General features: G+C 42.9%; 27 protein-coding genes and 1 other RNA gene. 7 read left to right on the forward strand and 21 right to left on the reverse strand.

Annotated elements, in window-relative coordinates; translation table 11 throughout:
* Positions 1-20: 20 nt before the first annotated feature.
* From Q4492_RS05195 to Q4492_RS05215, 5 genes are all read right to left on the reverse strand, one after another.
* Positions 21-326 (reverse strand): cytochrome c5 family protein, encoded by a 306-nt coding sequence (locus Q4492_RS05195; RefSeq protein WP_067862597.1) that lies wholly within the window; start codon positions 324-326, stop codon positions 21-23.
* A 221-nt stretch (positions 327-547) separates the two neighbouring features.
* A complete protein-coding gene (locus tag Q4492_RS05200) occupies positions 548-751 on the reverse strand; it encodes a hypothetical protein (protein WP_303416204.1) in 204 nt (67 codons plus the stop codon).
* A gap of 72 nt (positions 752-823) precedes the next feature.
* The gene (locus Q4492_RS05205; RefSeq protein ID WP_303416205.1) at positions 824-1,651 is read right to left on the reverse strand and encodes a polyphosphate kinase 2 family protein; all 828 of its coding nucleotides are present in this window, start codon (positions 1,649-1,651) and stop codon (positions 824-826) included.
* Between the two features lie 80 nt (positions 1,652-1,731).
* Complete coding sequence (locus Q4492_RS05210; RefSeq protein ID WP_303416206.1) at positions 1,732-3,216, reverse strand: diguanylate cyclase; 1,485 nt, start codon at positions 3,214-3,216, stop codon at positions 1,732-1,734.
* A 278-nt stretch (positions 3,217-3,494) separates the two neighbouring features.
* Positions 3,495-6,512 (reverse strand): EAL domain-containing protein, encoded by a 3,018-nt coding sequence (locus Q4492_RS05215; protein WP_303416207.1) that lies wholly within the window; start codon positions 6,510-6,512, stop codon positions 3,495-3,497.
* Between the two features lie 167 nt (positions 6,513-6,679).
* Between Q4492_RS05215 and Q4492_RS05220 the strand changes: the two genes are divergently transcribed.
* Positions 6,680-7,432 (forward strand): ABC transporter substrate-binding protein, encoded by a 753-nt coding sequence (locus Q4492_RS05220; RefSeq protein WP_303416208.1) that lies wholly within the window; start codon positions 6,680-6,682, stop codon positions 7,430-7,432.
* A gap of 102 nt (positions 7,433-7,534) precedes the next feature.
* On the opposite strand, the gene ssrA is transcribed toward Q4492_RS05220, so the two are convergent.
* From ssrA to smpB, 14 genes are all read right to left on the reverse strand, one after another.
* Positions 7,535-7,893, reverse strand: a transfer-messenger RNA (tmRNA) gene (gene ssrA / locus Q4492_RS05225).
* A 65-nt stretch (positions 7,894-7,958) separates the two neighbouring features.
* Positions 7,959-9,374: a hypothetical protein gene (locus Q4492_RS05230; RefSeq protein WP_303416209.1), complete on the reverse strand. Its 1,416-nt coding sequence runs from the start codon at positions 9,372-9,374 to the stop codon at positions 7,959-7,961.
* A 90-nt stretch (positions 9,375-9,464) separates the two neighbouring features.
* Entirely contained in the window at positions 9,465-9,785 is a 321-nt protein-coding gene (locus Q4492_RS05235; RefSeq protein WP_303416210.1) for a hypothetical protein, read from the reverse strand.
* Between the two features lie 12 nt (positions 9,786-9,797).
* Positions 9,798-10,376 (reverse strand): PASTA domain-containing protein, encoded by a 579-nt coding sequence (locus Q4492_RS05240; RefSeq protein ID WP_303416211.1) that lies wholly within the window; start codon positions 10,374-10,376, stop codon positions 9,798-9,800.
* A 2-nt stretch (positions 10,377-10,378) separates the two neighbouring features.
* The gene (locus tag Q4492_RS05245) at positions 10,379-11,491 is read right to left on the reverse strand and encodes a PASTA domain-containing protein (RefSeq protein WP_303416212.1); all 1,113 of its coding nucleotides are present in this window, start codon (positions 11,489-11,491) and stop codon (positions 10,379-10,381) included.
* Between the two features lie 10 nt (positions 11,492-11,501).
* A complete protein-coding gene (locus Q4492_RS05250; protein WP_303416213.1) occupies positions 11,502-12,158 on the reverse strand; it encodes a hypothetical protein in 657 nt (218 codons plus the stop codon).
* A 27-nt stretch (positions 12,159-12,185) separates the two neighbouring features.
* Positions 12,186-13,079 (reverse strand): hypothetical protein, encoded by an 894-nt coding sequence (locus Q4492_RS05255; protein WP_303416214.1) that lies wholly within the window; start codon positions 13,077-13,079, stop codon positions 12,186-12,188.
* 13 nt (positions 13,080-13,092) lie between these two features.
* Positions 13,093-13,650: a hypothetical protein gene (locus Q4492_RS05260; RefSeq protein WP_303416215.1), complete on the reverse strand. Its 558-nt coding sequence runs from the start codon at positions 13,648-13,650 to the stop codon at positions 13,093-13,095.
* Positions 13,651-13,678: 28 nt separating this feature from the next.
* The gene (locus Q4492_RS05265) at positions 13,679-14,251 is read right to left on the reverse strand and encodes a hypothetical protein (RefSeq protein ID WP_303416216.1); all 573 of its coding nucleotides are present in this window, start codon (positions 14,249-14,251) and stop codon (positions 13,679-13,681) included.
* Positions 14,252-14,278: 27 nt separating this feature from the next.
* Positions 14,279-14,773 carry a hypothetical protein gene (locus Q4492_RS05270; protein ID WP_303416217.1) on the reverse strand — a complete coding sequence of 165 codons (495 nt, stop codon included), beginning with the start codon at positions 14,771-14,773 and terminating at the stop codon, positions 14,279-14,281.
* 14 nt (positions 14,774-14,787) lie between these two features.
* Positions 14,788-15,417: a hypothetical protein gene (locus Q4492_RS05275; protein ID WP_303416218.1), complete on the reverse strand. Its 630-nt coding sequence runs from the start codon at positions 15,415-15,417 to the stop codon at positions 14,788-14,790.
* Positions 15,418-15,551: 134 nt separating this feature from the next.
* Positions 15,552-16,088 carry a hypothetical protein gene (locus Q4492_RS05280; protein ID WP_303416219.1) on the reverse strand — a complete coding sequence of 179 codons (537 nt, stop codon included), beginning with the start codon at positions 16,086-16,088 and terminating at the stop codon, positions 15,552-15,554.
* Between the two features lie 4 nt (positions 16,089-16,092).
* Complete coding sequence (locus Q4492_RS05285; RefSeq protein ID WP_303416220.1) at positions 16,093-17,220, reverse strand: hypothetical protein; 1,128 nt, start codon at positions 17,218-17,220, stop codon at positions 16,093-16,095.
* Between the two features lie 305 nt (positions 17,221-17,525).
* Positions 17,526-17,999 (reverse strand): SsrA-binding protein SmpB, encoded by a 474-nt coding sequence (gene smpB, locus Q4492_RS05290; protein ID WP_067862561.1) that lies wholly within the window; start codon positions 17,997-17,999, stop codon positions 17,526-17,528.
* 190 nt (positions 18,000-18,189) lie between these two features.
* On the opposite strand from smpB, the gene Q4492_RS05295 reads away from it, so the two are divergent.
* From Q4492_RS05295 to Q4492_RS05305, 3 genes are read left to right on the forward strand one after another with little or no spacing between them, the layout of a single operon-like run.
* A complete protein-coding gene (locus tag Q4492_RS05295) occupies positions 18,190-19,554 on the forward strand; it encodes a sodium-dependent transporter (RefSeq protein WP_303416221.1) in 1,365 nt (454 codons plus the stop codon).
* Between the two features lie 15 nt (positions 19,555-19,569).
* Positions 19,570-20,001 carry a type II toxin-antitoxin system RatA family toxin gene (locus tag Q4492_RS05300; RefSeq protein ID WP_303416222.1) on the forward strand — a complete coding sequence of 144 codons (432 nt, stop codon included), beginning with the start codon at positions 19,570-19,572 and terminating at the stop codon, positions 19,999-20,001.
* 9 nt (positions 20,002-20,010) lie between these two features.
* On the forward strand, positions 20,011-20,319 hold the full coding sequence (locus tag Q4492_RS05305) for an RnfH family protein (protein ID WP_303416223.1): 309 nt from the start codon (positions 20,011-20,013) through the stop codon (positions 20,317-20,319).
* 5 nt (positions 20,320-20,324) lie between these two features.
* On the opposite strand, the gene Q4492_RS05310 is transcribed toward Q4492_RS05305, so the two are convergent.
* Positions 20,325-20,672 carry an outer membrane protein assembly factor BamE gene (locus tag Q4492_RS05310; RefSeq protein WP_303416224.1) on the reverse strand — a complete coding sequence of 116 codons (348 nt, stop codon included), beginning with the start codon at positions 20,670-20,672 and terminating at the stop codon, positions 20,325-20,327.
* A gap of 117 nt (positions 20,673-20,789) precedes the next feature.
* Between Q4492_RS05310 and fur the strand changes: the two genes are divergently transcribed.
* The gene (gene fur, locus Q4492_RS05315) at positions 20,790-21,215 is read left to right on the forward strand and encodes a ferric iron uptake transcriptional regulator (protein ID WP_303416225.1); all 426 of its coding nucleotides are present in this window, start codon (positions 20,790-20,792) and stop codon (positions 21,213-21,215) included.
* An 87-nt stretch (positions 21,216-21,302) separates the two neighbouring features.
* Here fur and recN read toward each other — a convergent pair whose 3' ends face one another.
* A complete protein-coding gene (gene recN, locus Q4492_RS05320; RefSeq protein ID WP_303416226.1) occupies positions 21,303-22,967 on the reverse strand; it encodes a DNA repair protein RecN in 1,665 nt (554 codons plus the stop codon).
* A 195-nt stretch (positions 22,968-23,162) separates the two neighbouring features.
* Here recN and grpE point away from each other — a divergent pair, with 195 nt between their 5' ends.
* The gene (gene grpE, locus Q4492_RS05325) at positions 23,163-23,756 is read left to right on the forward strand and encodes a nucleotide exchange factor GrpE (protein WP_303416227.1); all 594 of its coding nucleotides are present in this window, start codon (positions 23,163-23,165) and stop codon (positions 23,754-23,756) included.
* 156 nt (positions 23,757-23,912) lie between these two features.
* Positions 23,913-25,838 carry a molecular chaperone DnaK gene (gene dnaK, locus Q4492_RS05330; protein WP_303416228.1) on the forward strand — a complete coding sequence of 642 codons (1,926 nt, stop codon included), beginning with the start codon at positions 23,913-23,915 and terminating at the stop codon, positions 25,836-25,838.
* The last annotated feature ends 77 nt before the right edge of the window (positions 25,839-25,915 follow it).

Consider the following 25,915-nt stretch of genomic DNA (forward strand, 5'->3'; position numbering starts at 1 on the left):
TTTTTATGTGAATTCGGTGCTTATTTTGAGTTGTCTATCATGTATTGGATAGCGGACTTAAGTTCGTTATCGTTACAATCCATACATAGACCAGAAGGAGGCATAGCGCCTTTACCTTTTTTAGCAGTCGCTAATAGGGTATCCATACCTTGTGTTGCACGTGCGCCCCAATCTGCTGCGTCACCTACTTTAGGTGCGCCAGCGGCGCCTGAAGCATGGCATACACCACATTTGGTGTTGTATACAGTTAGGCCATCACGTTCAGCCATAGCTGCAGTAGGTAACATCAAAGTAGCAGCTGCTGCTGCAATAAGTACTTTTTTCATTGTAATTTTCCTATAAGTGCTCATCAATTTGTTATTGGGACTAACGGGCCTTCCCCCACAAAAATCAGCCTGCCACCCTTGGAGGTGAGTTATTACTCTCCTCAAGTAGCTAACATTAATACACCAAACGAGGTGAATTGTATCTGAATGAAATCAATAGAAGAAATGAATATTGCTAAAGATAATAGGAAAATTATTCAAAAGGAGGGGAGGTGGCTAAATTAACCACCTAAGCGCATAGCGAAGCTTGCCTGATTGTGTTGAGTACTTAGTGTTTGGTCTTGAATGCGTTGGTCTGCTTTGTATTCGGAAATGGCTTGATCAATCAGATATTTAGGTGCAATTCCTAAGTTTAAAACGTCAATCTCTGAGTAACCACGATTCAGCAACTGTTTCAGCTGAGTTTTTAAAGTATTTTCTGTCATATTTATTAGCCTCTTTGTAATTGAGGCTAATAATGACGATTAATTATTTCAGAATTGTTGCAAAATAAGAGATTAATCAGAAATCTTTATACCTAAAGCTTGATAGGCTTCTTTAATCACCGCTGGATCTACGGGAGGTGGGCTTATATCCATATCTTCAGATAGTTGTGAAGCTATGGTTTTTAGGACATCAGTACGGGCATACCATTTATGGTTTGCAGGGATGATGTGCCAAGGCGCAGCCTCTGTAGAGGTATATTTAAACATATCATTAATAGCTTGATGATAATCTGTCCACTTAGCGCGATTTCTAATATCTTCACTGGTTAGCTTCCAGCGTTTTACTGGATTATTTAATCGCTCTTCAAAGCGCTTAAGTTGTTCCTCTGGGCTAATGTGCATAAAGATCTTTATGATCTTCACACCATCATCAATAAGGCTTCGTTCAAATTCATTAATCTCTTGATAAGCGCGTTGCCACTCCTGTTTCGAAGCGAAGTCTTCAACCCGCTCAACTAAAACTCGGCCATACCAAGAGCGATCAAAAAGTGCGAGCGTCCCCGCTTTGGGTAAGCGAGTTTGAAAGCGATACAGGTAATGCTTACTTTGTTCTTCTGGAGTGGGTGCACCGATTGGATGAACCTTCACACCACGAGGATCTAACTTTTCAGTTAAGCGTCTTATAGCCCCCCCTTTACCGCTGGCATCCCAACCTTCAAAAACCAAGATTGCTCGGCGCTTTTGGTGGTAATAAGCTTGTTGGACGCTGAGTATCTTTTTTTGTGATTTCTTGAGTGTTTTTAAATACTCACTTTTTTCGGCTATTTGGGTGTTAGTTAGGTCTATTTCATCTAACGATGGAGGATTTTTTTGTAAAATGATAGGGCTAGGTTGATACATGTTCCGACTCCAGCAAGGTATGAGATGAGCTTATGTGAAGCGGGATAAAACATCAATTGGCTATAGGTTAGGGGTTTGGCCTAACTGGAGTGCGTTCCTTTATCTTTATACATCGAAATATCGGCATGGGATATCCATTGTTGAAGTGTCTCCACAGTAGCATCAATTTCGTATACACCATAAGAGATACCAATTCTCAGGGGCTTGCCGGATAAGTTGCAATCTACCTGAATGCTATTACCTACGCGGTTAAAAAACTCTTGAGCATGTTCAGTTGAGCTATTGTTGAGCAGGACTACAAACTCATCTCCACCATAGCGGCCGAGAACATCGGTTTGTCTAATATTGTCTGATAGCTTATTAGCGAGCGCTATTAGCGTATTATCACCGGTGATATGACCATGATTGTCATTAATCTCTTTGAATTGGTTAAGGTCGATAAAGATTAATGTTGCGGGTGTTTTATAGCGCTTATAACGTTCATGAGCATCGCTGAGGTGTTCTAAAAAGGTTGAGCGATTGAAGACACCGGTCAGTCCGTCTTTTTGTGACAACTGCTCTAAGGATTTGTAAGCCGCTTCAAGCTTGAGAATAGATTCGTCTAATTGCTGCTGACGATTCATTATATCGGTACGGTCAACAGCCGAGCCGACAAGATAAAGGGGTTCACCGTTTTCAAGGATACCAAAGCCGACGTTGTGAATATGACGTATTTCGCCATCATCTCGGATGATGCGGAAGTCTATATTCCAGTTGCTATCGGGGCTTAGTGTAAATATTTGTTCAACTGCGTCTTTGTCATCAGGATGGATAATATCTAAAAAACTTTTTGGGTTTTCATATAATGTGTCAACCGAGCGTCCCCATTGCTTTTCAAACCCTTGGTTAACATAGAGCATCTCCTGCATACCTGTTGTCGACATCCATATAACAACCTCATCAGATACCGCTTCTATTATTGTTTTAAATTTCTCTTCTGATTGGCGAAGAAGCATCTCTGTATTTTTTAGTTCTGATATATCTTGAATGGAAGAGACGAAGTAATCAGGCTCGTTGAGCTCATTTTTAACTAGTGTTGTTGTAAGTTTTGCCCAAACTAAACGACCATCTTTATGGTAGTAACGTTTGATCTTCGAGAAATCTTCAACCTCTTCGCCTGCTAAAACAGCTCTGATCCATCTAAAGCTTTCTTCTAAGTCGTCGGGAAGGGAGAGGGATTGAAAAGTGGTTTCGAGGAGTTCCTGCTCTGGATAACCTAAAAACTGGCATAGGTTATTATTTACACGAATAAACTTACCTTGTAGATCTACATGGGCTAATCCAATAGCGGCTTTTTCAAAGGTGTCTTGAAAGCTTTGTGCTGTATGGCTTGATGAGTTAAGGGTGTGTAATTTTTTGGCTTTACTGGAAAAGTAATAATGGGGAATAAGGCTGCTCGCACCTGCGCCTATTAAGATTAATGCGATGGAATTGTCGTGATTATTGAGGTTGAGATATAACCCAGCCATAACCATAGAGGCGCTAATAAGGATGAGTATAAAGTTCAAAGCCTGTCTGCTATCCATGTTTCGACCAGTTTGTTAGCGTATCGTTACCACTTAATGAGATACGGATCCTGTATCTCTTATTGGACTACAATAAATTATATTGTAGAGGCGGTTCAATAACTGTCCTTAATTAAAACTATAGGTGTGTGGCTTGCTTATTCTTATGGTGCTCTGTGGAAAGTGTTTATAATTGTGCTACATTACCTTACCTTAAATGTCTGCACGGGGTTTAGAATTAGAGCGTATATTGCATGCTTTTCTTACCAAGAGGCAATCATATTATCAAAAATATCAATTTATGCTTTGTTGTCTAATAACTCAAGTATTTGTTCCCCTTTAATCGGTTTGGAAAACAAATAACCTTGTATCATAGGGGAGCCTAAGCCTCTTATTATAGCTAATTGACTCTCTGTCTCGATCCCTTCAATTATCGTTAATAGTGATAAAGATTCAGCTAGTGATAAGATGCCCGATACTAACGCTTGATCATCCATATCCGAAGCAATTTCATCGATAAATATTTTATCAACTTTTAGTCTTTTAATGGGATACTTTTTCAGATAGCTAAGGGATGAGTATCCTGTACCAAAGTCATCTATCGCAAGGTCTACGCCGACAGAGACAATCTCTTTAAGCTGCGTATAAATATCTTCTTGCTCTGATAAAAGAACGTTTTCTGTAATTTCTGCGACTAAGCTTGAACCTGGCAGGTTATTGGCGGCTAACTCCCTTTGTATGATCTCGGCTACACGGCCTTCCATAAATTGAACACTGGAAATATTGACGCTCACTGAGGGAGGATGCGTTGCCTCTTTTCTGAGTATCTGAGCAAACTTGCAAGCCTCTTTAATTACCCATTCACCTATAGCTAAGATTTGTCCTGATTCTTCAGCAATTGGGATAAAATGAGAGGGTGGTACAAGGCCTTTTTGAGGATGTTGCCATCTTATTAATGCTTCAATTGAACGTATATGCTTACCATCAATACTCCATATGGGTTGGTAAGTTAGATAGAATTCGTTACGTTCAATGGCATTATAAATATCGTTTTCTAGCAAATTACGTTCTTTGTTTTTAGTGCTTAGGTCTTTATCAAAAAACTCGTATCGATTGCGTCCTTTTGTTTTCGCCTTGTACATAGCGCTATCTGCGTTGGCGATAAGCTGTTCTGAAGTCGTGGCATCACAGCTATGCGTTACTATACCAATACTGCAGGAAATATAGGCTTGATTACCTTCCAATATAAAAGGCTGAGTTAGGCTGGCTAGAATTTTCTTAGCGATTTTTTCAACAACGCTTGTGTGGCTTATCTCAGGAATGATGATTGCAAATTCATCCCCTCCTAAGCGCGCTACGGTATCACTTTTACGAATGCAGGATTCTAGTCGGGTAGAGACTAATTGCAGCAATAGGTCGCCTGCGAGGTGACCAAATGTATCGTTTACATATTTAAAGCGATCTAAGTCGATAAAAAAGAGGGCGGCTTCTGACTTGTTTCTTTGACAGAGTTTTTGAGATTGTTTTAAGCGGTCTTCAAATAAGTTTCTGTTAGGTAAACCTGTTAATGCGTCATAATTTGCTTGGTGAAGAATAATTGCCTCATCACTTTTTCTTTTTGTGATATCGCTAAACAGTGCAACATATCCCTCAATATTTTTATCTAAGTCTAAGCGACAGGAGATCACGATCCACTCAGGATAAAGCTCCCCATTTTTTCGTTTATTCCAGATCTCACCTTCCCACTTATGCTTGCTGTTGAGCTGTTCATACATGTCTTTATAGAACTGAGGGCTATGTTTCCCCGATTTTAATATCGCAGGGGTTTGGCCAATAACTTCTGCTTCAGAATAACCTGTGATTTTTTGAAAGGACGGGTTAACCATTTGTATACGGTTTTTCGCATCGGTGACCAATATAGCTTCGGCCGCCGCATTAAAAACTGCTGAAGCTAAGCGCAGTTTGTTTTGAGCTTTGCGCTCCTCTGTTATCTCTTGCTTCAGGGCAATAAAGTGGGTGATCTCATTATCATCATTAATGAGCGGGCTGATGGATGCTCTTTCCCAATAGAGTAAACCGTTTTTGCGTCTATTATGAAATTCCCCATACCAGCTTTTTCCTCTTTTAAGCTTTTTCCACATATCGTCATATTGTGGCTCAGGCATATGGCCTGATTTGAGAATGCGTGGGGTTTGCCCTAATACATCATTCTTCTTATATCCAGTGATCTGCTCAAAGCTCCTGTTCACATACTGAATATCACCGGTATTGTCGGTAATGATAATAGCGGTCGGGTTCTTTTCGACGACTTCAGATAATAGGTGGACATTTTCCCTCATCGCGAATGCTTTTTTATTAATTCTAACGATATAAATAGCACCAATAATGAGCGTGACAATGGCTAAGCCAATAACTAATAGGAAGGTGCTTTTCCGTTTTACCCAAAGAAAAAAGGCATCTTCAAAATTGGTGACAATGGCGATTGCTAAGGGGTATTTTGTTGAGAGCCGCGTAGTGGTTGTGTAAGTAGGAATATAGGACGATGAGTTGATACTGACATCCTCATCTTCTCCACTTTCCAGCACTGTTGAGAGATGCTGAGTAATACTGTCTCTGTTGGGGCCGAACAAACCTGTTTGAACAAGCGCGTTACCGTGAAAATCAATCAAATAAACATTATCATTTCTTTCTATATCAAGGTCTTTAATATATCGAGTTAGGTAATTGGAATTAAATGCGGCAAGAATCAGCAGATCCTCCCCAGAGTGTGTGCGGGTCGAAAAGCCGATCGGAATAAGCTCAAGCCGTGCGGATTCATCGGGGTATTCGTAGGTGGTTGGTAAGTAACGTCCTTTGATCGTTGTCCCTATATTAAGACCAAGACTATAGGCATTAGACGGTTTTTTTTTAAAGCCTAATATCTCTAAGTTAATATTATTTATTGGGTTTTCGCTATTGTCAGCATTAGTATTAACAATCGTTTTATTGTTTTTTATTATGACGATTTGTCTTAATTGGGGGGCGAAATTGAGAACATTTAATGCTCTTTCCCGCACATCGTTGAAATGATCAGGGCTTGCTTCGTGAGCTTCTAACTCATCTGATAACGAGAGAAGGCTGATCTCTAGTGCTTCTAATGTTCGGGTGACCGTCGCCTCAATCATTCTTGCATAGAGCGCCGATCGTTCGGTACGTTCTGTTATGTTTTGAATAAGGCTAAACCATAAGACACTAGCGATTAAGAGTATGGAGCTTATTACACCTGAAAATATCCATCTTGTGATGGATCGGGATTTAATAGCGCTATAATCTTTCATTCAGATTTGGCTCGGTAGTATCGATCATGCTGAGTATAACGAAGAATTATCTAATTGTGTTTGTTATCAGTAATGAAACGGAAAAAACTTGGACGTAATGGATTATCTAAATGAGAGCAACTAAGTATAAATGTAGGCTGATTCAACTTATAGCATTGTGTCTAATATTGCTTATAAATCAATCTGCTGCTTCAAGTTTAAGAGGTGAAAAAGTACGTGAATTAGGCGAGCTTAAAGTGTGTTATTGGCCTGATTATTTTGCCATTAGTTATAAAAACCCCAGAACTGGCCGCCTCGAAGGCATCGACATTGATATGGCCAAAGCGTTAGCAACCTCTATGGGGGTAAGCTTAAAACTGGTGGAAAGTTCCTTCTCAAGCCTAATTGAAAACTTATCTAATAATGCCTGCGATATCGCAATGCATGCGGTTGGGATAAGAGACGATCGTAAACCTTATATGGAATTCTCTTCTCCTTATTTAAAAAGTGATATTTATGCGGTAGGTACAAAAGATAGCCAGTATATCGCTAGCTGGGAAGATATAGATGAACATGGCAATGTCGTTGTTGTACAACGGGGGACTTTTATGGAACCCGTGATTAAGGGTTATATTAAAAACGCTAAAGTGACAATTGTAGACAGCTTTAAAGCCCGAGAACAGGAAGTGCTAAGTGGCCGAGCGGATGTATTTATGGCGGACTACCCCTACGGGAAACGCATGACACAGCTTACCTCATGGGCGGTGCTTTTTAAGCCTAAGGAATCACTCGCACCTACGGAATATGCCTATGCTGTACCTAAAGGGGAGTTAGACTGGTTGCAAGAGATTAACGATTTCCTTTTAATCATGAAGAAAACCGGCAAACTCGCCCAATTTGCGGAAAAAAATGGCCTGAGTGAAATTGTTGTGAATGATTAAAATATGATGGCCGAACCGGATTAAGCGTAGAACGAAGTGTGTGAGTATTTGAGATAGGCTAGATAACAAAAAGCCCCGATTAACGGGGCTTTTTGCGGTATTTGGTGGAGATGGCGGGGGTCGAACCCGCGTCCGTCAATCCTCCGCCTCAAGATCTACATGTTTAGGCTTCTCTATTTAATTAACCCGTCACGACCCGAGAGCCAGGGTGTTATGGGCGAGCCTCTTTAGTTTTAACCGTTCAGCTTGAGGCAAAGCGTCCGGGCGATTCTGTCTCGAATGATACCGCAAAATCCTCTAGTTACAGACACCTGAAGGAGCGGCACAAGCCGGCTTAAGCGGCTAGAGCGTAGTTATCGTCGTTTGCAACTATAACTGTGTAGTGAGGGATTTACGAGAATCACTACATTCTCGACATGCACCTAAGGTTTTGTAATCAGCGTCGAAGCCAAGTCATCCCCAGATGGGCGTATTATAGCGGTTGTTTCCGTTTGTGCCTAAGTCTTTCTTTAATAAATTTATTTATCTATTGCTGACGACCTAATTGGTCACAATATTCTTCTAGGTCTTTACTCGCTTTTGATGTGGTTTTATCGAGCGAGGCTAAGTTATTTTCAACAAAGGCGGCGAGTACTGCAGGCCTTGCGTTTTGAGGGATATTTTTCTGTTCCATAACCGTATCGAAGGCAATTGAGAGCTCTTCGCGTTTTTCCGGCGTCATCGAGTTAAGTTTTACCCATAGGGCGGTGAAGCCTGCGCTTTCGCGGCTAGAGGGGGCGAGCGCGCCAATGACTTCTAAAATTGCGGATAAACCGGCTCCCGCCGCTATGCCATTATTGCCGCCTATGTAAGTCCCCGCACCATTAGGTATTAATATCCCTGCAATGTAGGTGCCCACAGCCCAGTTTTGGGCTGAGCTTGCTCGCTCTATGGCTTGATCATCCATAATGCCAGAGGCTTCACCTATGCGTGCTTCATCAATGGCATAGACTGATTGGAGTACGCTAGGAAGCCCCAAGGTTGCACTCATACCCGCGCCTGCAGCTGTTGCTGCGATAGGTCCTGCTCCGCCGGTCATAATACCTACAGCTATGCCCGCCATAATGCCTACGGCTGCCCTAAACCAGTTTTCTGTGCTGAGCTGTGATTCTCCTGTACTAATGGCTTGGTTTATACAGAGAAAGGTAAAGCTACTTTGGCTAGCGCCGAGTGAGCGGATAAGGTTTTCTTTAGCGCCGGAAAGTTGGGAGATAGTTTTAAATAGGTGTTGTGGGGCGATAATACGAAAATCTTCGAGAGTGTCGGCTACGAGGCGGCTTGTGGCGATAATAGCACTAGCCATTCTGTCGGTGTTATCTAGCACTACAACGGATTCTATTCCTAAGCCCTCCATCAGCTGTTGCCCAGCATCTTGGATGGAGCGATCACGTGAAGATAGCATCGCTTTTAAACGATCTTTCCATTCCTGTAGTTGTGCGTCGTTAGATGCCAGCGCATTGAGTGATCTAACTGCTTGCGCCATCATCTCTACGGCTTGAGAGTGGATTTCCCATGCGAGTTGGCCGCTTAATGATTCTTTTACTTTACCATGTAGGAATACGTTGATGGTTCCTTTATGTTCTTCGCTCATGTTCGCGTAGCGGCGTCCGATGGCATTCCAGATATTATTGTTTACTTGGTCTTGAGTGTGGCTAGCCGCAAAGGTTCTAAATGCTTGGGCGCGAAGTGCTCGGTTAAATGAATCGGTATGGTCGACGTAGTGTTCAAGGCTGTTAACCGAATCCCAGAAGTAACCCTCATCAATAGGGTGCGCACTAAGCGTGGCGACAATGCGGTCAAATGCACTAATCGTAAGTGATTGTTGGGGCGTAATTCGGTTGTTTAAACCATCGCTACCGGCGCGGGATAGCGCGGCTGATACATCGTGTCCTGGATTGCACATGTTGCCTCCTTCTGGCGATTTATAGCCAATTTTTTATATAGGTATTTACTGCATTTGATCCATCAATTTAGTGCTTTAACCTGTGTCTTTTTATTGGTCGGAAAACTGACCATTCTTGATCGCATTTTCTATGTGGGGTGTTAATTGTTCTGATAGTGCATTTAACTGTGAGGCATCTAAGTTAGATTGGTTACTTAGCTGTCGAAGAGAGTTTTGTAATCTAGAGCTACCCAGTAGATCGTTTTGTGCAGGTGATGATAATGAGCTCCCTAGTGAGCTTAGTAATTGCTCAGGATTTAGGGCTTGCTGTAGGGACTGCTCTGGTGTTTGCTGCTCGCTTTGTCTTTGTTGTGATGATTGACTAGCAAGGCTTCGCAGCATATTTGCGAGTTGGGTAGCTGAAATATTCATAATATTTGTCCGTTAAACCTTTATGGTTAAGACTTGCTCCGCTTCTATCAATTCGCCCGCCTGTGGAGCTGTGGCGGTGACGATTTTGCTATCAGATACATTTTTAGGGCTAACGTTGTAACTAATACCTAAGCGTTGGAGTAGCACTTTTGCGGTGGCCAAAGGCTGCCCAGTTATATTCGGGACAATATTAAGATCATCCACCTGCGTAGGTGCGGGCACAGGTAGGAATTTAATGGTCAGTTTGCTACTGGCCTGTACATTAAAATCGTACTGGTTTTGGTAGCTAGCATCGACGGTCGTGCCTTGTAGTTCAGTGGTTCGTTTGCCATTGCTGTCTAAGGTTTGTCTCAATGAGAGGGCCATATTGATCTCAGCGGTAGCCTCTGGGATAACATACCAAGTAGGGCGGTAACCGATGTTTCTTAACTCGGTGATGGTTTCGTCATCACTGCGGTAGATTTCCTTCATGTTTTCGATGGTTTTAGCGTCGATGGCGTACTGAGCATTAGCTATGCCTGTACCGATTTCGGCGACCATATCACCAAGGGGTGCTGCTAACACATCCTGAAAGATATTCTTTTGTGACATGTTTAAGCTCCTGTACTGGGGGAAACCCCGATAATTAACATGATTTCAGTGTCGCTATCGATTGCTGTGCCAGCTTTAGGTGATTGGCTAATAATTTTGCCGGTTTCACTTTGCTGTTCTTTTGTTAGTTGTTGGTTGTACCACTGGGCATCGAGCTGCATCTCATCGAGTCTTCGATTAGCTAAGCTGCGGGTATAGCCGGTTAAATCTGGCATTTTGGTTTGTTGGTGAGTAACGGGTTCTTGGTGGCCTGAAACATCTAAATCGAGTATCAGTGTTGAGAGCATAGCGGGATCAATTAAGGTTAGACTATTCGCGTCTTTGACGAGTCGAATCTTATCTTTACTGCTACCGGGCAGTACTTTTAGATCCATGCGGGCGCTTTTTAGTTGGAAGCGGCCATTGTTGGCAGTATCGGCTTTGTTAAGCGCAGCCATAGCTGATGAGATCATTTCATCCTTATTAAACTCTTCTGTTTTTAAGGTTGCTTTGGCATTTGGATCTATTCTTTCGAGCTCTTTTATGCGGCCATCTTTTGTTTTTAGTTGTTCGGCTAGATTTTTATTTTGTAGCTGAAGCGTAGAGAGTTGCTTTGTTATGGCAGGATCTATCTTTGCTGTTTGAGTGACTTTTCGTAGCTGGTCAATCTCAAGCTTTAACGTAGATTCCGCTTTTTTAGTTGCTTGTAGCTGTTTTTCTAGTGCTTGATTAGATGTCTTAAGGGTGTTTAATTGTTTTACGCTTTCGGTGTTACTGGCTGCTGGAATCCCAGTAATTGATGTTGGGATTGTATGGAAGATGGTGTTAGCAACCGTTAGAACAGGACTGAAACTGACTTTTACGTTGCCAAAATCTAATTTTGCGCTGCTATAGCTTTTCGGTGTGTTGGTTAGGTTGAGCCAGTTATTTTTGTGTTGAGTTCGTAGCAAGACGCGCGGTAAATATCCTGTAAGGTTTACACTGCCTTGTGCTTTGAATAGACCGCTTGCGAGTGTTTTACCCGAAGCAATACGTTGTATTCGACCATTTGCAGCGTAGAAACAGACATCTACAAAGGCATTTTTCAGGGCTTTGCCGTTACTATCAAGAAGTTTGGCTGTAATTGTCAGTGCCATTATTTATCTCCTATTGATGTCTGTATAGCAGTGTTTCGGTTTGCGAAAACAGGTCAGCAGTAATGGCGATGATCTGGTTTTTTGCTTCTGTTTTGGCAATCTGGAGTTGGCAGCTGGCGTAACCCTGGGCATCGAGCTCTAAGGTGGCTAGATTGAGTTTTGTGCCACGGTTTAATGAGCCTCTTTTCTCTTGTTTGTTAAGCTTGTTTGATAGTTCTCTATCTATATTGATCTCTGCTGTGCTGTTGCCTAATGGTTCGCCTAAACTGTCTTGGCAACGTATCTCTATCTTCACTTGGTTTGTGGCACTTTTTACGGCAGATAAGGTAATGATGGGCGTTGGGCGTCCCGAATCGATTGGTGTTGCGATCATTACTCCACGGATGACGCTACTGGCACTTTGTGTCTGATTAGTGGATGTGGAGGGTCTGAAAGCTAGTTTTGTCTTTTTGTACGAGCTTTGATTGTTGCCTTCAGATGAGGCGGTTGATGTCATATCAAGCTTTAGCTCAAATTCCATTTTAGGAATGTGGTAAACAAGCGCTTCTTGGCCGTATGCATTAAGCACGGGAGTTTTGTTAAGCCTGCTTTGGGCTTGGGTTAGGCCATCAGCCAGATTGATCAGGAAGTCATCTAAATTTTGCCCTTGGGCAACCTGATTTGACATGTTATCTACTCCACCTATTCATTGGATCTAAAATCCCCAGCGGGCATTTTCTGCTCGCCTATCCATTTGTTTTTGCAGTGCGCGTTGTCGCCGTTTCTCATCGTCTAACCGCTGCTGGCGCGCTTCTTCTTTTCTACGAGCTAAGAGCGTTTGAAGTCTGTTTTGGCGTTGTTCTAGCTCTTTTTCCTCTCTGGCTTTTCTATTATCCTGCTCTTGATTGGTAGGCTTTTTCTGTAGCCTCTCTTCCCGCAGTAAGTATTCGGCCAGACGTTGTTTGTTTTCTAGCGCTACCTTCTGTGCTTGTTGTTTTTGTAGTTCTATACGTTGCTGCTCAGCCGCTAAACGTTTTAATGCTTCCTGTCTTTGTATTGCTAAACGTTCTTGACGTTCACGTTGTAACGTTTCGCTGCGTTGTCGCTGTAGTTGTTGTTGATTTAAAGCCTCGCGTTTTAGTTGGTCGAGCTTTTGTTGGCGTTGCAGTTTGTTTTTATGGTCAATTTTTTTGCGAATAAGCTGCGCCGTTTTTAACGCTTTTGCTTGCTCTTCTTTTTGTTGTTCTTGTTTACGTTTTAGCTTTGATTGTTCTAGCCATCTTTTCTTTTGTTCTGCCAAGAGTAGTTCGGCTTTGGCTGCTTGCTTATCTTGTAGGCGCGATTTAGCCGTGTGAACAGGCATAGGGAAACGTAGGCTATCCCAGCTATTCTCTTCTGCTTTTGTGCGCCCTAATAACTGATCCATCTCCTGTTCAAGGGTTTGGTGGTGCTCTATCAGATGTTTAAGCTCATCTGAGACTTGATCCATTTGCAGTAGATCAGCCAGTGATTTTTTTTCGCTTTCAAATAGCGGCGTAGTGGAAGATTGAGGTGAATCGTTTACATCCTCTTCTTCCAGTAAGTCGCTCCAGTCAAGGTAGTCACTCATCGCTTAGGCTTTGTTATTCTGAGTCAGGTTGGTTTCTCTCAACAATAGCTCTAATGCGCTCTTCTAAAACCGCCGGTGGTGGCGTAGGCATAATGCGGCTTCGCATTAAACTGGAGCCTTCTGCCGAGTAGTTGTATTTGTTGGCATAGCGAGCACTGACTGAGGTGGTTCTCACTTTGGCATGTGCGCCTATGATAAAACCGGTCGCTGTTGCGCTCACCGACTTGCTCGAACTTTTACGTTCGAACTCGGATTGTTCGGTAAAGCTGATCGATATTTTTATCTCTATGGTGGTGTCGGTAAATTGATAAAATGTGGGTGTGAAACCCAGCTCAATTAGGGACATTTTCTGGCCATCAAAATGAACAAGGGATTCTTTTTTGGTGACTGATGTAGCGCCTGTAATGGGGTCTATTTCGGTGACTTCATATTCACCGCTCATCATCTGGGCGAGGCGTAGACCGCTTTCATCCATCGCATATTGTGCTTCTGCGATTGCCATCCCCATACCGGTGATCATTTCGCCAAAAGGTACATCACTTAATTCACGTCCAATGCTTCTGCGAGGCATAATCTGTTGCTCCTATATTAGTTTGACATTAGGTCTCATCGGATGGGTTGTCGTTATCGAGTAGTGCACGAACACGCTCTTCAAACATAGCCGGTGCAGGAATTGGGACTAAGTTACAGCGTAATAAACTGGCCCCTTCGGCACTGTAGTTGTATTTGCTTGAATAGGTAGCATCGACAGTGGTTGTACCTACTTTTGTTTTGCTGCCAAATAAACGGCCAAAGAAGCTTGAACTTTTTTTGTAGTTGTCGCGGGTGCTATTAGTTGTGGTTGTACGTTCAATTTCATGAGACATTTTGATCGCAATTTTTACTTCAATAATGTTATTAGTGAATTGGTAGAACGTAGGTGAAAAGCCTAATTCCATCATGCTGAGTTTTTGTGATTTACCCTCTTCATCTTTACCAAAATATACCCGTGTATCTTCAGTACCAGTGATGTTACCGCTGTCATCGAGTATAGGTAATCGCCCGCCCATCATTTGGGCTACATGGACACTGGCTTGGTCTAATTCATACTGAGCATCAGCGATAGCAAAGGCCATCTCTCGGATCATCTCCCCCATGGGGACATTTAATAAATCTCTTCCTATGTTTGACATGAGTTAACTCCTATAAATACCGCGAATTTATTCGTTGGTGTCGTTGTTATTGGTTGAGACGGGTTGCCGACTGGCAAGCCAATTTTGAAAAGCGTTAGGGGGTGGAATTGATGAAATTCTGGCTGTGATTGAGCTGCTTGCTTCAGAAGAGAAGCTATATTTGTTACTGAAAGATGCACTGACGGTTGCAGCAAACATAACGAAATAAGCGGTTCCACCTGCCATAACAGAAGTGCCAAAGCGAGTTTTGGTGCTGGTTGAGGACGATAGGGATACTTTTAGGTCGATGGTGGCTTCAGTGAAGTGATAAAACACGGGGGCAAAGCCAAGGCTAATCAGCGATTGTTTTTCGCCATCACCTACATCGACACCGTGACCTTCAGCATCGCCGAGTTGCATCGCCATATTGATAGAGTTGATATCGAGTTCACGTTGCGCTGAGGCAATAGCGGTACCCAACTGATTAAGAAGTCCTGGCAGTGGAGATTGTTCTAAACTTGCCATCACTTTGCTATGTGACATTTTAGTGCTCCAGGTTAGCCGTCGGTGTCTGTATCGCCATTGTCGGTCGGTGTGTCGTTATCCGTAGGCGTATCACTATCAGCTGGGTTAACCGGAATAGGGTCAACTAATGGCGCGGGGTTAGGATCGGATGAGATGCGCCCACCGCCGTTGGCCGCGTGTGTTTTTATGGCATCTAAAAATGCTTGCGGTGGTGGAACTGAGCGCATAGTGGTTTTTATACGGGAGACGGCCTCCATATCAAATTCATATTTGTGATGTAGGTCGAATGAGATGCTGCCAGCAAATGCGACAGGGAAGCTTGAATTTTCTGGTGTTCCGGCTTCTAGTTCACCGCCAATATCTATGCCTGATTCAACACGTACGGAAATGGTTACTTTGAATTCCATCTCTGTTTCGGTGAAATGATAAAATTGCGGGATAAAGCCTAGTTCAAGTAGGCTCCTATCTCGTGGTACGCCTTGCGCATCGTTGAAGGTTACTTGTGTCTCACTAAGTAGGGTAGCTGCGCGCACGGAGGTCGCATCGAGTTCATATTGTGCGGAGGCGATTGCTTTCGCTGTGTTTTCGATAAGCTTAGGGATAGGCACATCCATGAGTGCCTGTCCCGGTGTCATTCCGGCGACTTCGTTATCAAAATTCATCATACTCTCCCTTTGTTGATTAGCTTGGGCTAATCGGTTGACCTATGCACAGATCTATTGCGTTTATTACTGCACTTATGCAGTAAGAGAATTCCTTTCTACAGCAATGTATAAATTTGTATTGGCGCTCAGTTTTAAGCTAAGCCAAAGGCTTTAGCGCCTTCTCGAACAAGTCGGTCTGATAGATGAAATAACCCTAAGCCTTGTTGTTCTTGAGTTAAGCGGCCTGATGAGGCGCTGCTATACCTATTTATACGGTTTAATATGGGTTGCAATGTTGCTTGTTGTTGGGCAGTGCAGAGTGAAATGAGGTGTTTGTTCTGAGCGCTAAGTTGATCGCGCATATCAAGTTTGACTAACAAGCAGAGCTTCCTCATCTCCAGTGTAATCTGATCTTTTTTGGCTTCTGTAGATAAGCTATCTTCAGCTTCAGCATATTGTTGAAGGCAGTGTTCGCAAATATCGAGTGCTGTATTGAGCTGGCCACATAATTCTAAGCATTCCATGCTTAATTCGGCTAAATAGCGTTGTAATATCAGTTGAATATTTTGCCGCATCGCTGCTTGGCTTAGCACGTGGATAGCTTGAACTGCGGGTTCATATTGTCGCCGTTTTAGAAGGGAAGCGATCTCCTCTAAGGCGCCGCCAAAACTGATTTGTTCAGCATCCATGACTTTATTGACCTTTAGATTCGGTTGTTGGAATTAAGCGTGCCATTAGCCCTGCTTTCTTTGCTTCGTGTGTAATCCACTGTGCTTGATGGATAGTAGCGGCTAAAGGGATTGTGCTTGTGCCCTCTTTAGGTACTGGTAGCAGTATTGTTCTTCCCATAATGCTGTTAAGCAGATTACTTAGAGCTTGTTGGGTGTTTGAGGTGAGATTTTTGAATTCGATATTATATTTCTCTCCCGCCACTGATATTGCGCTACCTTGGCAGCCCAGTTCGTACATTGCTGCGAGATGGGTTTGGGCGTTCTCAAGTGGAATAGAACGTTCTAATACAATAGGTAGGGAGTCGATTAGTTTTCTATGAATCTTTTCTGGAATTGAGAACTGTTCAGTTAACCAATTTGAAAAAGAGTCGAAATCTAGTTCTGAAGACACGCTATCAAGGGTGAGGTTAAACCTAAAATAATCATGGTTCTGGATAATTACAGGGAGATGAAGTGATGTGGCTTTTTGCCAGATATCTTGTGCTGAGCTGTAGCTTAAGTTGTTAGCTGACCACTGTTTACAGGTGACTTCATTCGTATTGGGTTTAAGGCCTAGGCTGATATATTGACTTCGGATTGACTCATTATAACTAGGCATAAAGGCCATTACAGTATAAAGCGCCGTTGCAGGTGCTGAGGCCACTAACTCTATACCCGGTTTACTAAAGCGTCGGATAAGGTCTGCGGCAACCGTTTTGGATAGACGTCCCAAAAGTATTGCCGGAACTTGGGTCAGGCTTTTGACAATTTCTTCGCCGGTTTGTCCTGTAAATGCTGCAATTTCAGCAGCAAACTCGGCGGCGTGATCAAACTTTTTGATGTGAGCCGCTAGTTCATACTGTGTTGTATCGGTATTTATAACGACATCATTGCCGACAATTTCGCAAGGTAGTTTGAAGTCGCTGAGCGCAGCTTTTAGTTGTGATGCTCGTTCTTGGCTGAGATTAGATTGGAGTATAGAGGGCGAGGTAAGTATTCGTTGAATACACTCTTGTTTAGAAAGACCGAAATGTTGATGAGCTGCACTAATGGTCAATGCATTAGCGTCACCTATGCTGTTAACTTGTAACTGATATCCCTGTGACTGCACGTTATTCTCCCTGAATGCCCTGCTGCATAAAACACACTGTGATGTGCTTTGTGGAGTAAACTATTGCACTAGAAATGATCAAAATCAAGAGATGTAAACGTATATTTTAAACGCTTGTTTGTCTGAGTATAAAATAGGGGATTAAGAGAAATAAGCTGAGTGCTTAATAAGTTGTTGATTCTATGAATGGTTGTCGATTTTTACGTTGCAGTGCAGCGTGATTGAAGTTCATTAAATTGAGCGATGACATGAGAAAACGTATACACGAGAGGAGGGCGGCACTTAGGCAAGTACCGCTGCTCAATTTATCTAGCCGCCATTAAACGCTGTTTTTGTAGTGCCCAGTCTTTATCTTTATCAGCAGCACGCTTGTCATGCTGTTTTTTACCTTTGGCTAAGGCTATTTCACATTTAATGTGATTACCTTTCCAATAGAGCGCAAGTGGGACGCAGGTAAGACCCTTGGCATTGATCGCGCTAATGATTTTAACTAGCTCTCGATGATTTAAGAGTAGTTTTCTTTGACGTGTAGGGTCCGCGACCACGTGGGTGCAGGCTGTCTTTAATGGTGTGAAATGGGCGCCAACAAGCCACGCTTCTCCCTTATGAATATTCACATAAGATTCAACGAGCTGTGCGCGACCTTCGCGTAAACTTTTTACTTCCCATCCAGTCAGCACTAAACCCGCCTCGAATTTATCCTCAATAAGGAACTCGTGACGTGCTTTTTTGTTTTGACAGATGGTGTTGCCTGATGGGGCTTTTTTCTTTTTAGCCATGGCGGGCGATTATATAGTGCAGATCAAAGCAAAGAAAGCAGTTCTAATAATATTTACCGTTGTGTTAAATGGCGTTGCTGTACTTTATTTAATGGATGGCAAGTGATTATTTTTCGTTGTGCTTTTGAGGTATAGATGAAAGAATTTCGCTATCTGTTGATCATAAGAAGAAATAGAGAGCTATCAGCTTATGCAAGACAAAACATCTATTCATGGTGCTTGGACATCTCGTTGGATCTTTATATTAGCGGCTACGGGATCAGCTGTAGGCTTAGGTAATATTTGGAAGTTTCCCTATATCACGGGTGAAAACGGGGGTGGGGCGTTTGTTTTAGTTTACCTCTGTTGCATTCTTCTGGTGGGGGTTCCCATCATGATGGCCGAAGTGCTTATCGGACGTCGGGGGCGTCAAAGTCCTATTAATGCGATGAAAAGTGTGGCGCTTGAAGCCGGACGTCCTCAGTACTGGTCGCTTGTCGGTTGGACAGGTGTACTTGCGGGTTTTATGATTTTTTCTTTCTACTCTGTTGTCGCGGGTTGGGTGTTGTTTTATATCGCGGGGATGGGGGTTGGGGACTTTATCGCTATAGGGAGTGCGGATGCAGGCACTGTATTTAATGACCTGTTAGGCGATCCTCAGACGTTGATTATCTGGCACTCGATTTTTGTCATGATGGTGATGTTAGTTATTGTCGGCGGCGTTAAAAAAGGTTTGGAAAATGCGGTTAAATTTCTTATGCCCGCATTGTTTTTCTTATTGCTTGTTATGTTGGGTTACTCTTCGCAAACGGAAGGATTTGCGGCGGGTTGGGACTTTTTGTTTCATTATGACCCATCTGAATTAAGTTGGGATTCTGTGCTGGTGGCGTTAGGGCACTCCTTTTTTACCTTATCTTTAGGTATGGGAGCGATCATGGCCTATGGGTCATATATGCCGAAGAAAACTTCTATTGGTGGTGCGGTTATCTGGATCGCGATCATGGATACTTTGGTTGCTTTGATCGCGGGATTGGTTATTTTTCCTATCGTTTTTTCTAATGGTATGGATCCAGGGGCTGGGCCCGGTTTGATGTTTGTGACTCTGCCTGTTGCGTTTGGTCAGATGCCCGGCGGTCAGATTTTTGGTTTTGTGTTCTTCTTGCTGGTGGGTATCGCTGCTTGGACCTCTGCGATCTCTCTAATGGAGCCTGCGGCGGCTTGGTTAGTTGAAAAGTTTAATTGGCATCGCATTCCCGCATGTATTGTTTTGGGTTTGATTGTTTGGGGCATGGGGATTGCTGCTTTAGGTTCATTTAACTTTATCTCTGATGTGAAATTACTTGGATTTAATGTATTCGATTTCCTCGATTTCATGACAGCCAATATAATGTTGCCACTGGGTGGTTTGTTTATTGCTATCTTTGCCGGCTGGATTATCACGCGGAATATGGTGGCCAATGAGTTGGCAATCTCTTCCCCTCTGCTGTTTAATGCGTGGTATATTGCGTTGCGTTTTATTGCGCCTATAGGCGTGTCAGTGATTTTTGTTCTCAATTTAATTGAGAAACTTAAGTAGGGACATTTTGTTGGTATGGCTCAGGTAGATCGCAGTGCATTGGTGTTGCACACTGCAGAACAGATGTTTGATCTTATTAATGATGTAGAGCGTTATCCTGAGTTTTTGCCTTGGTGCTCTAAAACTGAAGTTGTCAGTCGCTCGGATGAGGAGTTGATCGCAACTCTGTATTTGTCTAAAGCAGGGCTCAAATACAGCTTTACGACACGTAATGAATTAAAACGCCCTAACCAAATGACGCTTGAATTAGTAGAAGGCCCTTTTTCCTCTTTAGTTGGTATTTGGGATTTTAAAATTCTCAGTGATGAGGCATGCAAAGTAAGCCTTAATCTTCAGTTTGAATTTTCTGGTAAAATTGCATCCCTTGCGATGAGCAAAGTATTTAATCAAGTAGCGACGACTTTAGTTGATGCTTTCGTAAGTCGCGCTGATGAAATTTACGATTAAGAGCACGATATGATTGTAGAAGTTGCGTTTGCATTACCCACAGAACAGAAAATCATTTCATTAAATGTGCCGGATGAATGTACAGCTTATGAAGCCGTGATTAAATCTGGTATCGTCGAGATTTTTCCGGAAATTGATCCAGAAACGGCGCCCATGGGTATTTTTTCCAAAGCGATTAAAGATCCTAAGGAAACTGTTTTGCGTGAAGGTCAGAGAGTAGAGATCTATCGACCTTTGATCGCAGATCCTAAAGAGGTTAGGGCAAAACGCGCAGCTAAAATGAAAGCAAAAAAAGAAGCTGAAGCTGCTGCGCGCTAGCGGGTTTAATTTTCGCTTTTACCACCGCCTGGGCGGAAGTCACCATTCAGGCCGGAGAGCTTGCCATCTTTAAAGTAGAGGGATATACGCTCGCGAATATAGCCTTCATCGTTTTCTGATCCGCTTTTCTTGCTATATAGATAATCCCAGCGGCCTTCATGGAAGGTATCGGTCATTAGTGGGCTGCCCATAATGAAGCGGACTTGGTTTTCAGTCATTCCTGGGCGTAATTGGTCAACCATCTCTTGGTTAACAACATTGCCTTGTGGAATATCAATTTTATAAACCCCAGGAAAACCGGAACAGCCAGACAGTGCTATAGTGAGCACTGCGATAATAAGTAGTTTTTGCATCTGTTTTTGCTTCCACAATTGTGCGTAAATGCGGATAATAAAGATTCGTACGCATTTGAACAAGTTATTAAGCTTGTTATGCTTACTTGTTAACACCAAATAGCCTAGAGAATTATTATGTCACTTGAAAATCAGGAACTTCGAAAAGCGGGCCTTAAAGTTACCCTGCCTCGTGTAAAAATTTATCAAATACTGGAACAAGCCGGTGAAGGTGATCATTTCAGTGCTGAAGATATTTATAAGTTGCTGATGGAAAAGGGTGAGGATGTAGGCTTAGCAACAGTTTATAGAGTATTAACTCAGTTTGAAGCTGCAGGTTTAGTGACACGTCATCACTTTGAAGGTGGGCACTCTGTTTTTGAATTGGCGCGTGATGAAGCACATGATCATATTGTTTGTGTTAAAAGCGGTATGGTAAGAGAGTTCAATGATCCGCGTTTGAATGTTCTATTAAACGAAATTGCTGAGTCTATGGGTTTTGTTGTTACGGATAGAACACTTTACCTATACGGTATCCATAAAGATTCTATAGGTAAAAAGTAAGCGTTAATTCTCAGCTACGGTGAATCCTAAAAGACCAGCTATTAAGCTGGTCTTTTAGTGTTTGTTATAACCATTTTATTTTTAAGGTTAATGCTGTAGATCTAACATCTCCTTAGCATGCTCAATGGAACGTTCGGTAATGGATATGCCGCCAAGCATGCGAGCGACCTCTTCTATCCGTCTTTCTTCTGTTAATTGATCTATCTGGGTATGGGTCTGCTGCTTGTCGCTACGTTTGCTGACAAATAGGTGTTGATGCCCTTGTGATGCAACTTGTGGTTGGTGGGTGACACAAAGAATCTGTGCGCTTTGGCCTAATGTTCTTAATAGTTTACCGACAACCTCAGCTATAGCTCCACCTATACCTACATCAACCTCATCAAAAATAAGTGTGGGGGTCGTAGATGTTTGTGCTGTGATCACTTGAATAGCAAGACTGATACGGGACAGTTCACCGCCGGACGCTATTTTGTTGAGAGGTTTTGCTGGCTGCCCTTGGTTGGTCACGATTAAAAACTCAATATCCTCTAATCCATTAGCGGTTGGTTTTTCTAAAGTGGATAGTTGTACAGTTAATGACGCTGCTGGCATGCCTAAGCTATGTAGCTGCTGATCGACAAGTTTACTTAACTGTTTAGCGCCTTTGTTTCGTTTTTCGCTGAGTTTTTTTGCGAGTTCGATGATCTTTGAATATGCACTCTCAACGGACGCTTCTAACTGTTCAAGTTCTTCATCAGTACGACTAAGAGAGTTGAACTCCTGTTGAAGTTCTTTGTGCAGTGTTGTGATCTCGTCTGGTTTGATACGGTGTTTGCGTGCAATTTCAAAAATGGTTGATAAGCGTTCTTCAACCTCTTGCTGGCGTGTTGGGTTTATCTCCACTCTGTCTAGGTAGTGACGAATTTCGGCACTTGCTTCTTCCACTTGGATTAAGGCTGAATCCAGCATTTCGGCTGCTTGGCGAACCGAGGGGGATTCGGACTCAATATTAGTGAGAAGCTGACGACAGTGGTTTAGTGATTGCACACAGTTACTATTTTCGTTGTCACTGGCGAGTCCTATAAACTCATGGCCAGTGCTCAGTATCTCGCCAGCGTTGGACAAGGTTTTTTGTTCTTGTTCTAGTTGCTTTAATTCGTTTTCTTGTAGAGCGAGTTGATCAAGCTCTTCAATTTGATAGCTCAACAATTGAATGCGGGACGTTTGCTCAGCGCTCTGTTCTGATAAGCGGGTCAGCTCTGTATTCAGTTTTGACCAGTGTTGGAATGCATGGCGTGTCTGCTCGGCCAGCTTATTGAGTCCCGCAAAGTCATCCAGTAGTGTGCGGTGATAATCTCTTTTTAATAAGCGTTGATGTTCATGTTGGCCATGAATAGCGATTAGGTGTTCGCCTAAGGCTTTGACCATGTTGGCTGGTGATGGGCGACCATTGATATAGCAGCGAGAGCGGCCATCTTTAGTGATCACGCGTCTTAAAATGCACTCTCCGCAGTTATCTAGATCATTATCTTGTAGCCACTGTTCTGCGCTAGGTATCTCAGCAATATTGAAACTTGCTGTAATATCCGCTTTTTCAGCGCCTAACCTTACAGTGCCAGCTTCGGCACGGTTACCCAAAGTGAGGCCTAATGCGTCCAGCATAATGGACTTGCCTGCCCCTGTTTCACCGCTTACGACAGTCATGCCTTGATTGAGTTCTAGATCAAGGCTTTCAACAATTGCAAAGTCACGAATAGTCAGTTGATTCAGCATAATAAATTACATGTGTTTTTATACAGTACTTTTATATAAGCTTTTTTGTGTGCTGATGCAATATTTATCTGAATTTACCTGAAAAAAAGTGCCTTCAAGTGTTGAAAGGTGTCTCTTTGGCCCCATATATGCTGCAAATGAAATTAACACCTAGACTTTCCGTGACGTTAACGCGGAGCTGGCTGGAGAGTAGCAATGGCACATGAAGAACAGACACCACAAGATAAGCAGCAAACAGAATCTGTAAATGATGAGCAACTTGATGCTGCAGAAGCAGCAGCGGAAAAGCTTGTTGATGAAAATGAAGTAAGCGAAGAGCAAGATGCTGAGAAATTAGCACAGGAGTTGGCTGCTGCTGTAGCAGAAGTTGAATCCCTGAAAGATCAGATGCTTCGAATTCAAGCGGAAGCTCAGAATGTTCGTCGTCGCGCTGAGCAGGATGTCGAAAAAGCACATAAGTTTGGTGTAGAAAAGTTTGCCAATGAAATGCTTCCAATTGTTGATAGCTTAGAACGCGCAATTGAGGCTTTTGGCGATGATGAAGCGCTTCAGCCTGTGCGTGAAGGCGTTGAGATGACGATGAAGATGTTTTTGTCTGGGCTTGAGAAGTTCAAGATGGAACAGGTTAGCCCTTTAGGTGAAACGTTTGATCCTGCATTACACCAAGCGATGTCTATGGTTGATGCGCCTGATGCGGAGCCTAATAGCGTTATAGCTGTCATGCAGAAAGGCTACACATTACATGGCCGTTTGGTGCGTCCGGCGATGGTTGTGGTTGCAAAAGGATAAGTTTTTTTTCGCTTGTAACCCTTGAAACCTCATAAAACGTACTTATATAGATTGCATAGCATGAGAGATAGTTGAGAGCACGACAGTGTAGCTATCTTTTACAAGTTTTAAATACTGTCCGTCGTAATCGGGCAGCGCGAATTGGAGCAGATACAAATGGGTAAAATCATCGGTATTGACTTAGGAACCACAAACTCTTGTGTTTCTGTTTTAGATGGTGACACAACTAAAGTTATTGAAAACGCTGAAGGCGATCGTACTACACCTTCTGTTATCGCTTATACAGATGACGGCGAGATTCTAGTAGGCCAGCCGGCTAAACGTCAGGCGGTTACTAACCCAAACAACACATTGTTTGCGATCAAGCGTTTAATCGGTCGTCGCTTTAAAGATGAAGTTGTACAGAAAGACATCAAGATGGTGCCGTACAAAATTATCGAAGCAGACAACGGCGATGCTTGGGTTGAAGTAAAAGGTGAAAAATTAGCTGCACCTCAGATCTCTGCTGAGATTCTGAAAAAGATGAAGAAAACAGCTGAAGATTACCTAGGTGAAGAAGTCACTGAAGCTGTAGTTACAGTACCTGCATACTTTAACGACGCTCAGCGTCAAGCAACAAAAGATGCAGGCCGTATTGCGGGCCTAGACGTTAAACGTATTATTAACGAGCCTACAGCCGCTGCACTGGCTTACGGCATGGATAAGTCTAAAGGCGATAAAACAATCGCGGTTTATGACTTAGGTGGTGGTACGTTTGATATCTCTATCATCGAAATTGCTGAAGTTGATGGCGAGCACCAGTTTGAAGTGCTATCTACTAATGGTGATACATTCCTTGGTGGTGAAGACTTTGACTCGCGCTTGATTGAATTCTTAGCTGCAGAGTTCAAGAAAGATACAGGTATTGATCTGCACAACGATCCTCTTGCGCTACAGCGTCTTAAAGAGGGTGCTGAAAAAGCTAAAGTTGAGCTGTCATCTGCACAGAGCACTGATGTTAACCTGCCTTACATCACAGCTGATGCGTCAGGTCCTAAACATCTTAATGTTAAAATTAGCCGTTCAAAACTTGAATCTTTGGTTGAGGAACTTGTTGAGCGTTCACTTGAGCCTTGCCGTTTAGCACTTAAAGATTCTGGCTTGAGCATGTCTGAAATCGACGAAGTTATCCTTGTTGGTGGTCAGACACGTATGCCAATGGTTCAGGCAAAAGTATCTGAGTTCTTCGGTAAAGAGCCACGTAAAGATGTTAACCCTGATGAAGCGGTAGCAATGGGTGCTGCGATTCAAGGTGCGGTACTTGCCGGCGATGTTAAAGACGTTCTACTTCTTGACGTAACGCCGCTAACACTAGGTATCGAAACTATGGGTGGCGTTGCTACTCCAGTTATTGAGAAGAATACGACTATCCCTACGAAAAAGTCTCAGATCTTCTCAACTGCCGATGACAACCAGAACGCTGTGACAATTCACGTTGTTCAGGGTGAGCGTAAGCAAGCATCACAGAACAAATCACTAGGTCGTTTTGACTTGGCTGAGATTCCACCGGCACCACGCGGTGTTCCACAGATCGAAGTAACTTTCGATTTGGATGCAAACGGTATCTTGAATGTATCAGCTCAAGATAAAGCGACAGGTAAACAGCAATCTATCGTGATTAAATCATCTTCCGGTTTAAGTGATGATGAAATTGATCAGATGGTTAATGATGCTGAAGCACATGCTGAAGAAGATAAGAAGTTTGAAGAACTAACTCAGGCTCGTAACCAAGGCGATGCCATGGTTCACTCCGCTAAGAAAACAATGGAAGAAGCGGGTGATAAAGCGACTGAGGAAGAGAAAGCGGCTGTTGAAGCAGCGACTGCTGAATTGGAAGAAGCTTTGAAAGCGGATGATAAAGACGCGATTGAAGCTAAAACAACAGCATTAACTGAAGCGATCTCTGTTGTTGCACAGAAAATGTATGCTGAAGCTGCACAGCAAGCTGAAGCTGCTCAAGGTGCAGCAGGAGAGGAACAGACCGGCGGTAACGATGATGCAGTAGATGCAGAATTTGAAGAAGTTAAAGACGACAAAAAATAAGTCGTATTAAACTGATTTAAATGATCTATCTAGCATTGGCTTTCCGGTTTTTATAGCCGGAAAGCAGTATTACTCGG

The organism is Neptuniibacter sp. 1_MG-2023, from assembly GCF_030547185.1.
In the GTDB taxonomy this organism is placed as follows: Bacteria; Pseudomonadota; Gammaproteobacteria; order Pseudomonadales; family Balneatricaceae; genus Neptuniibacter.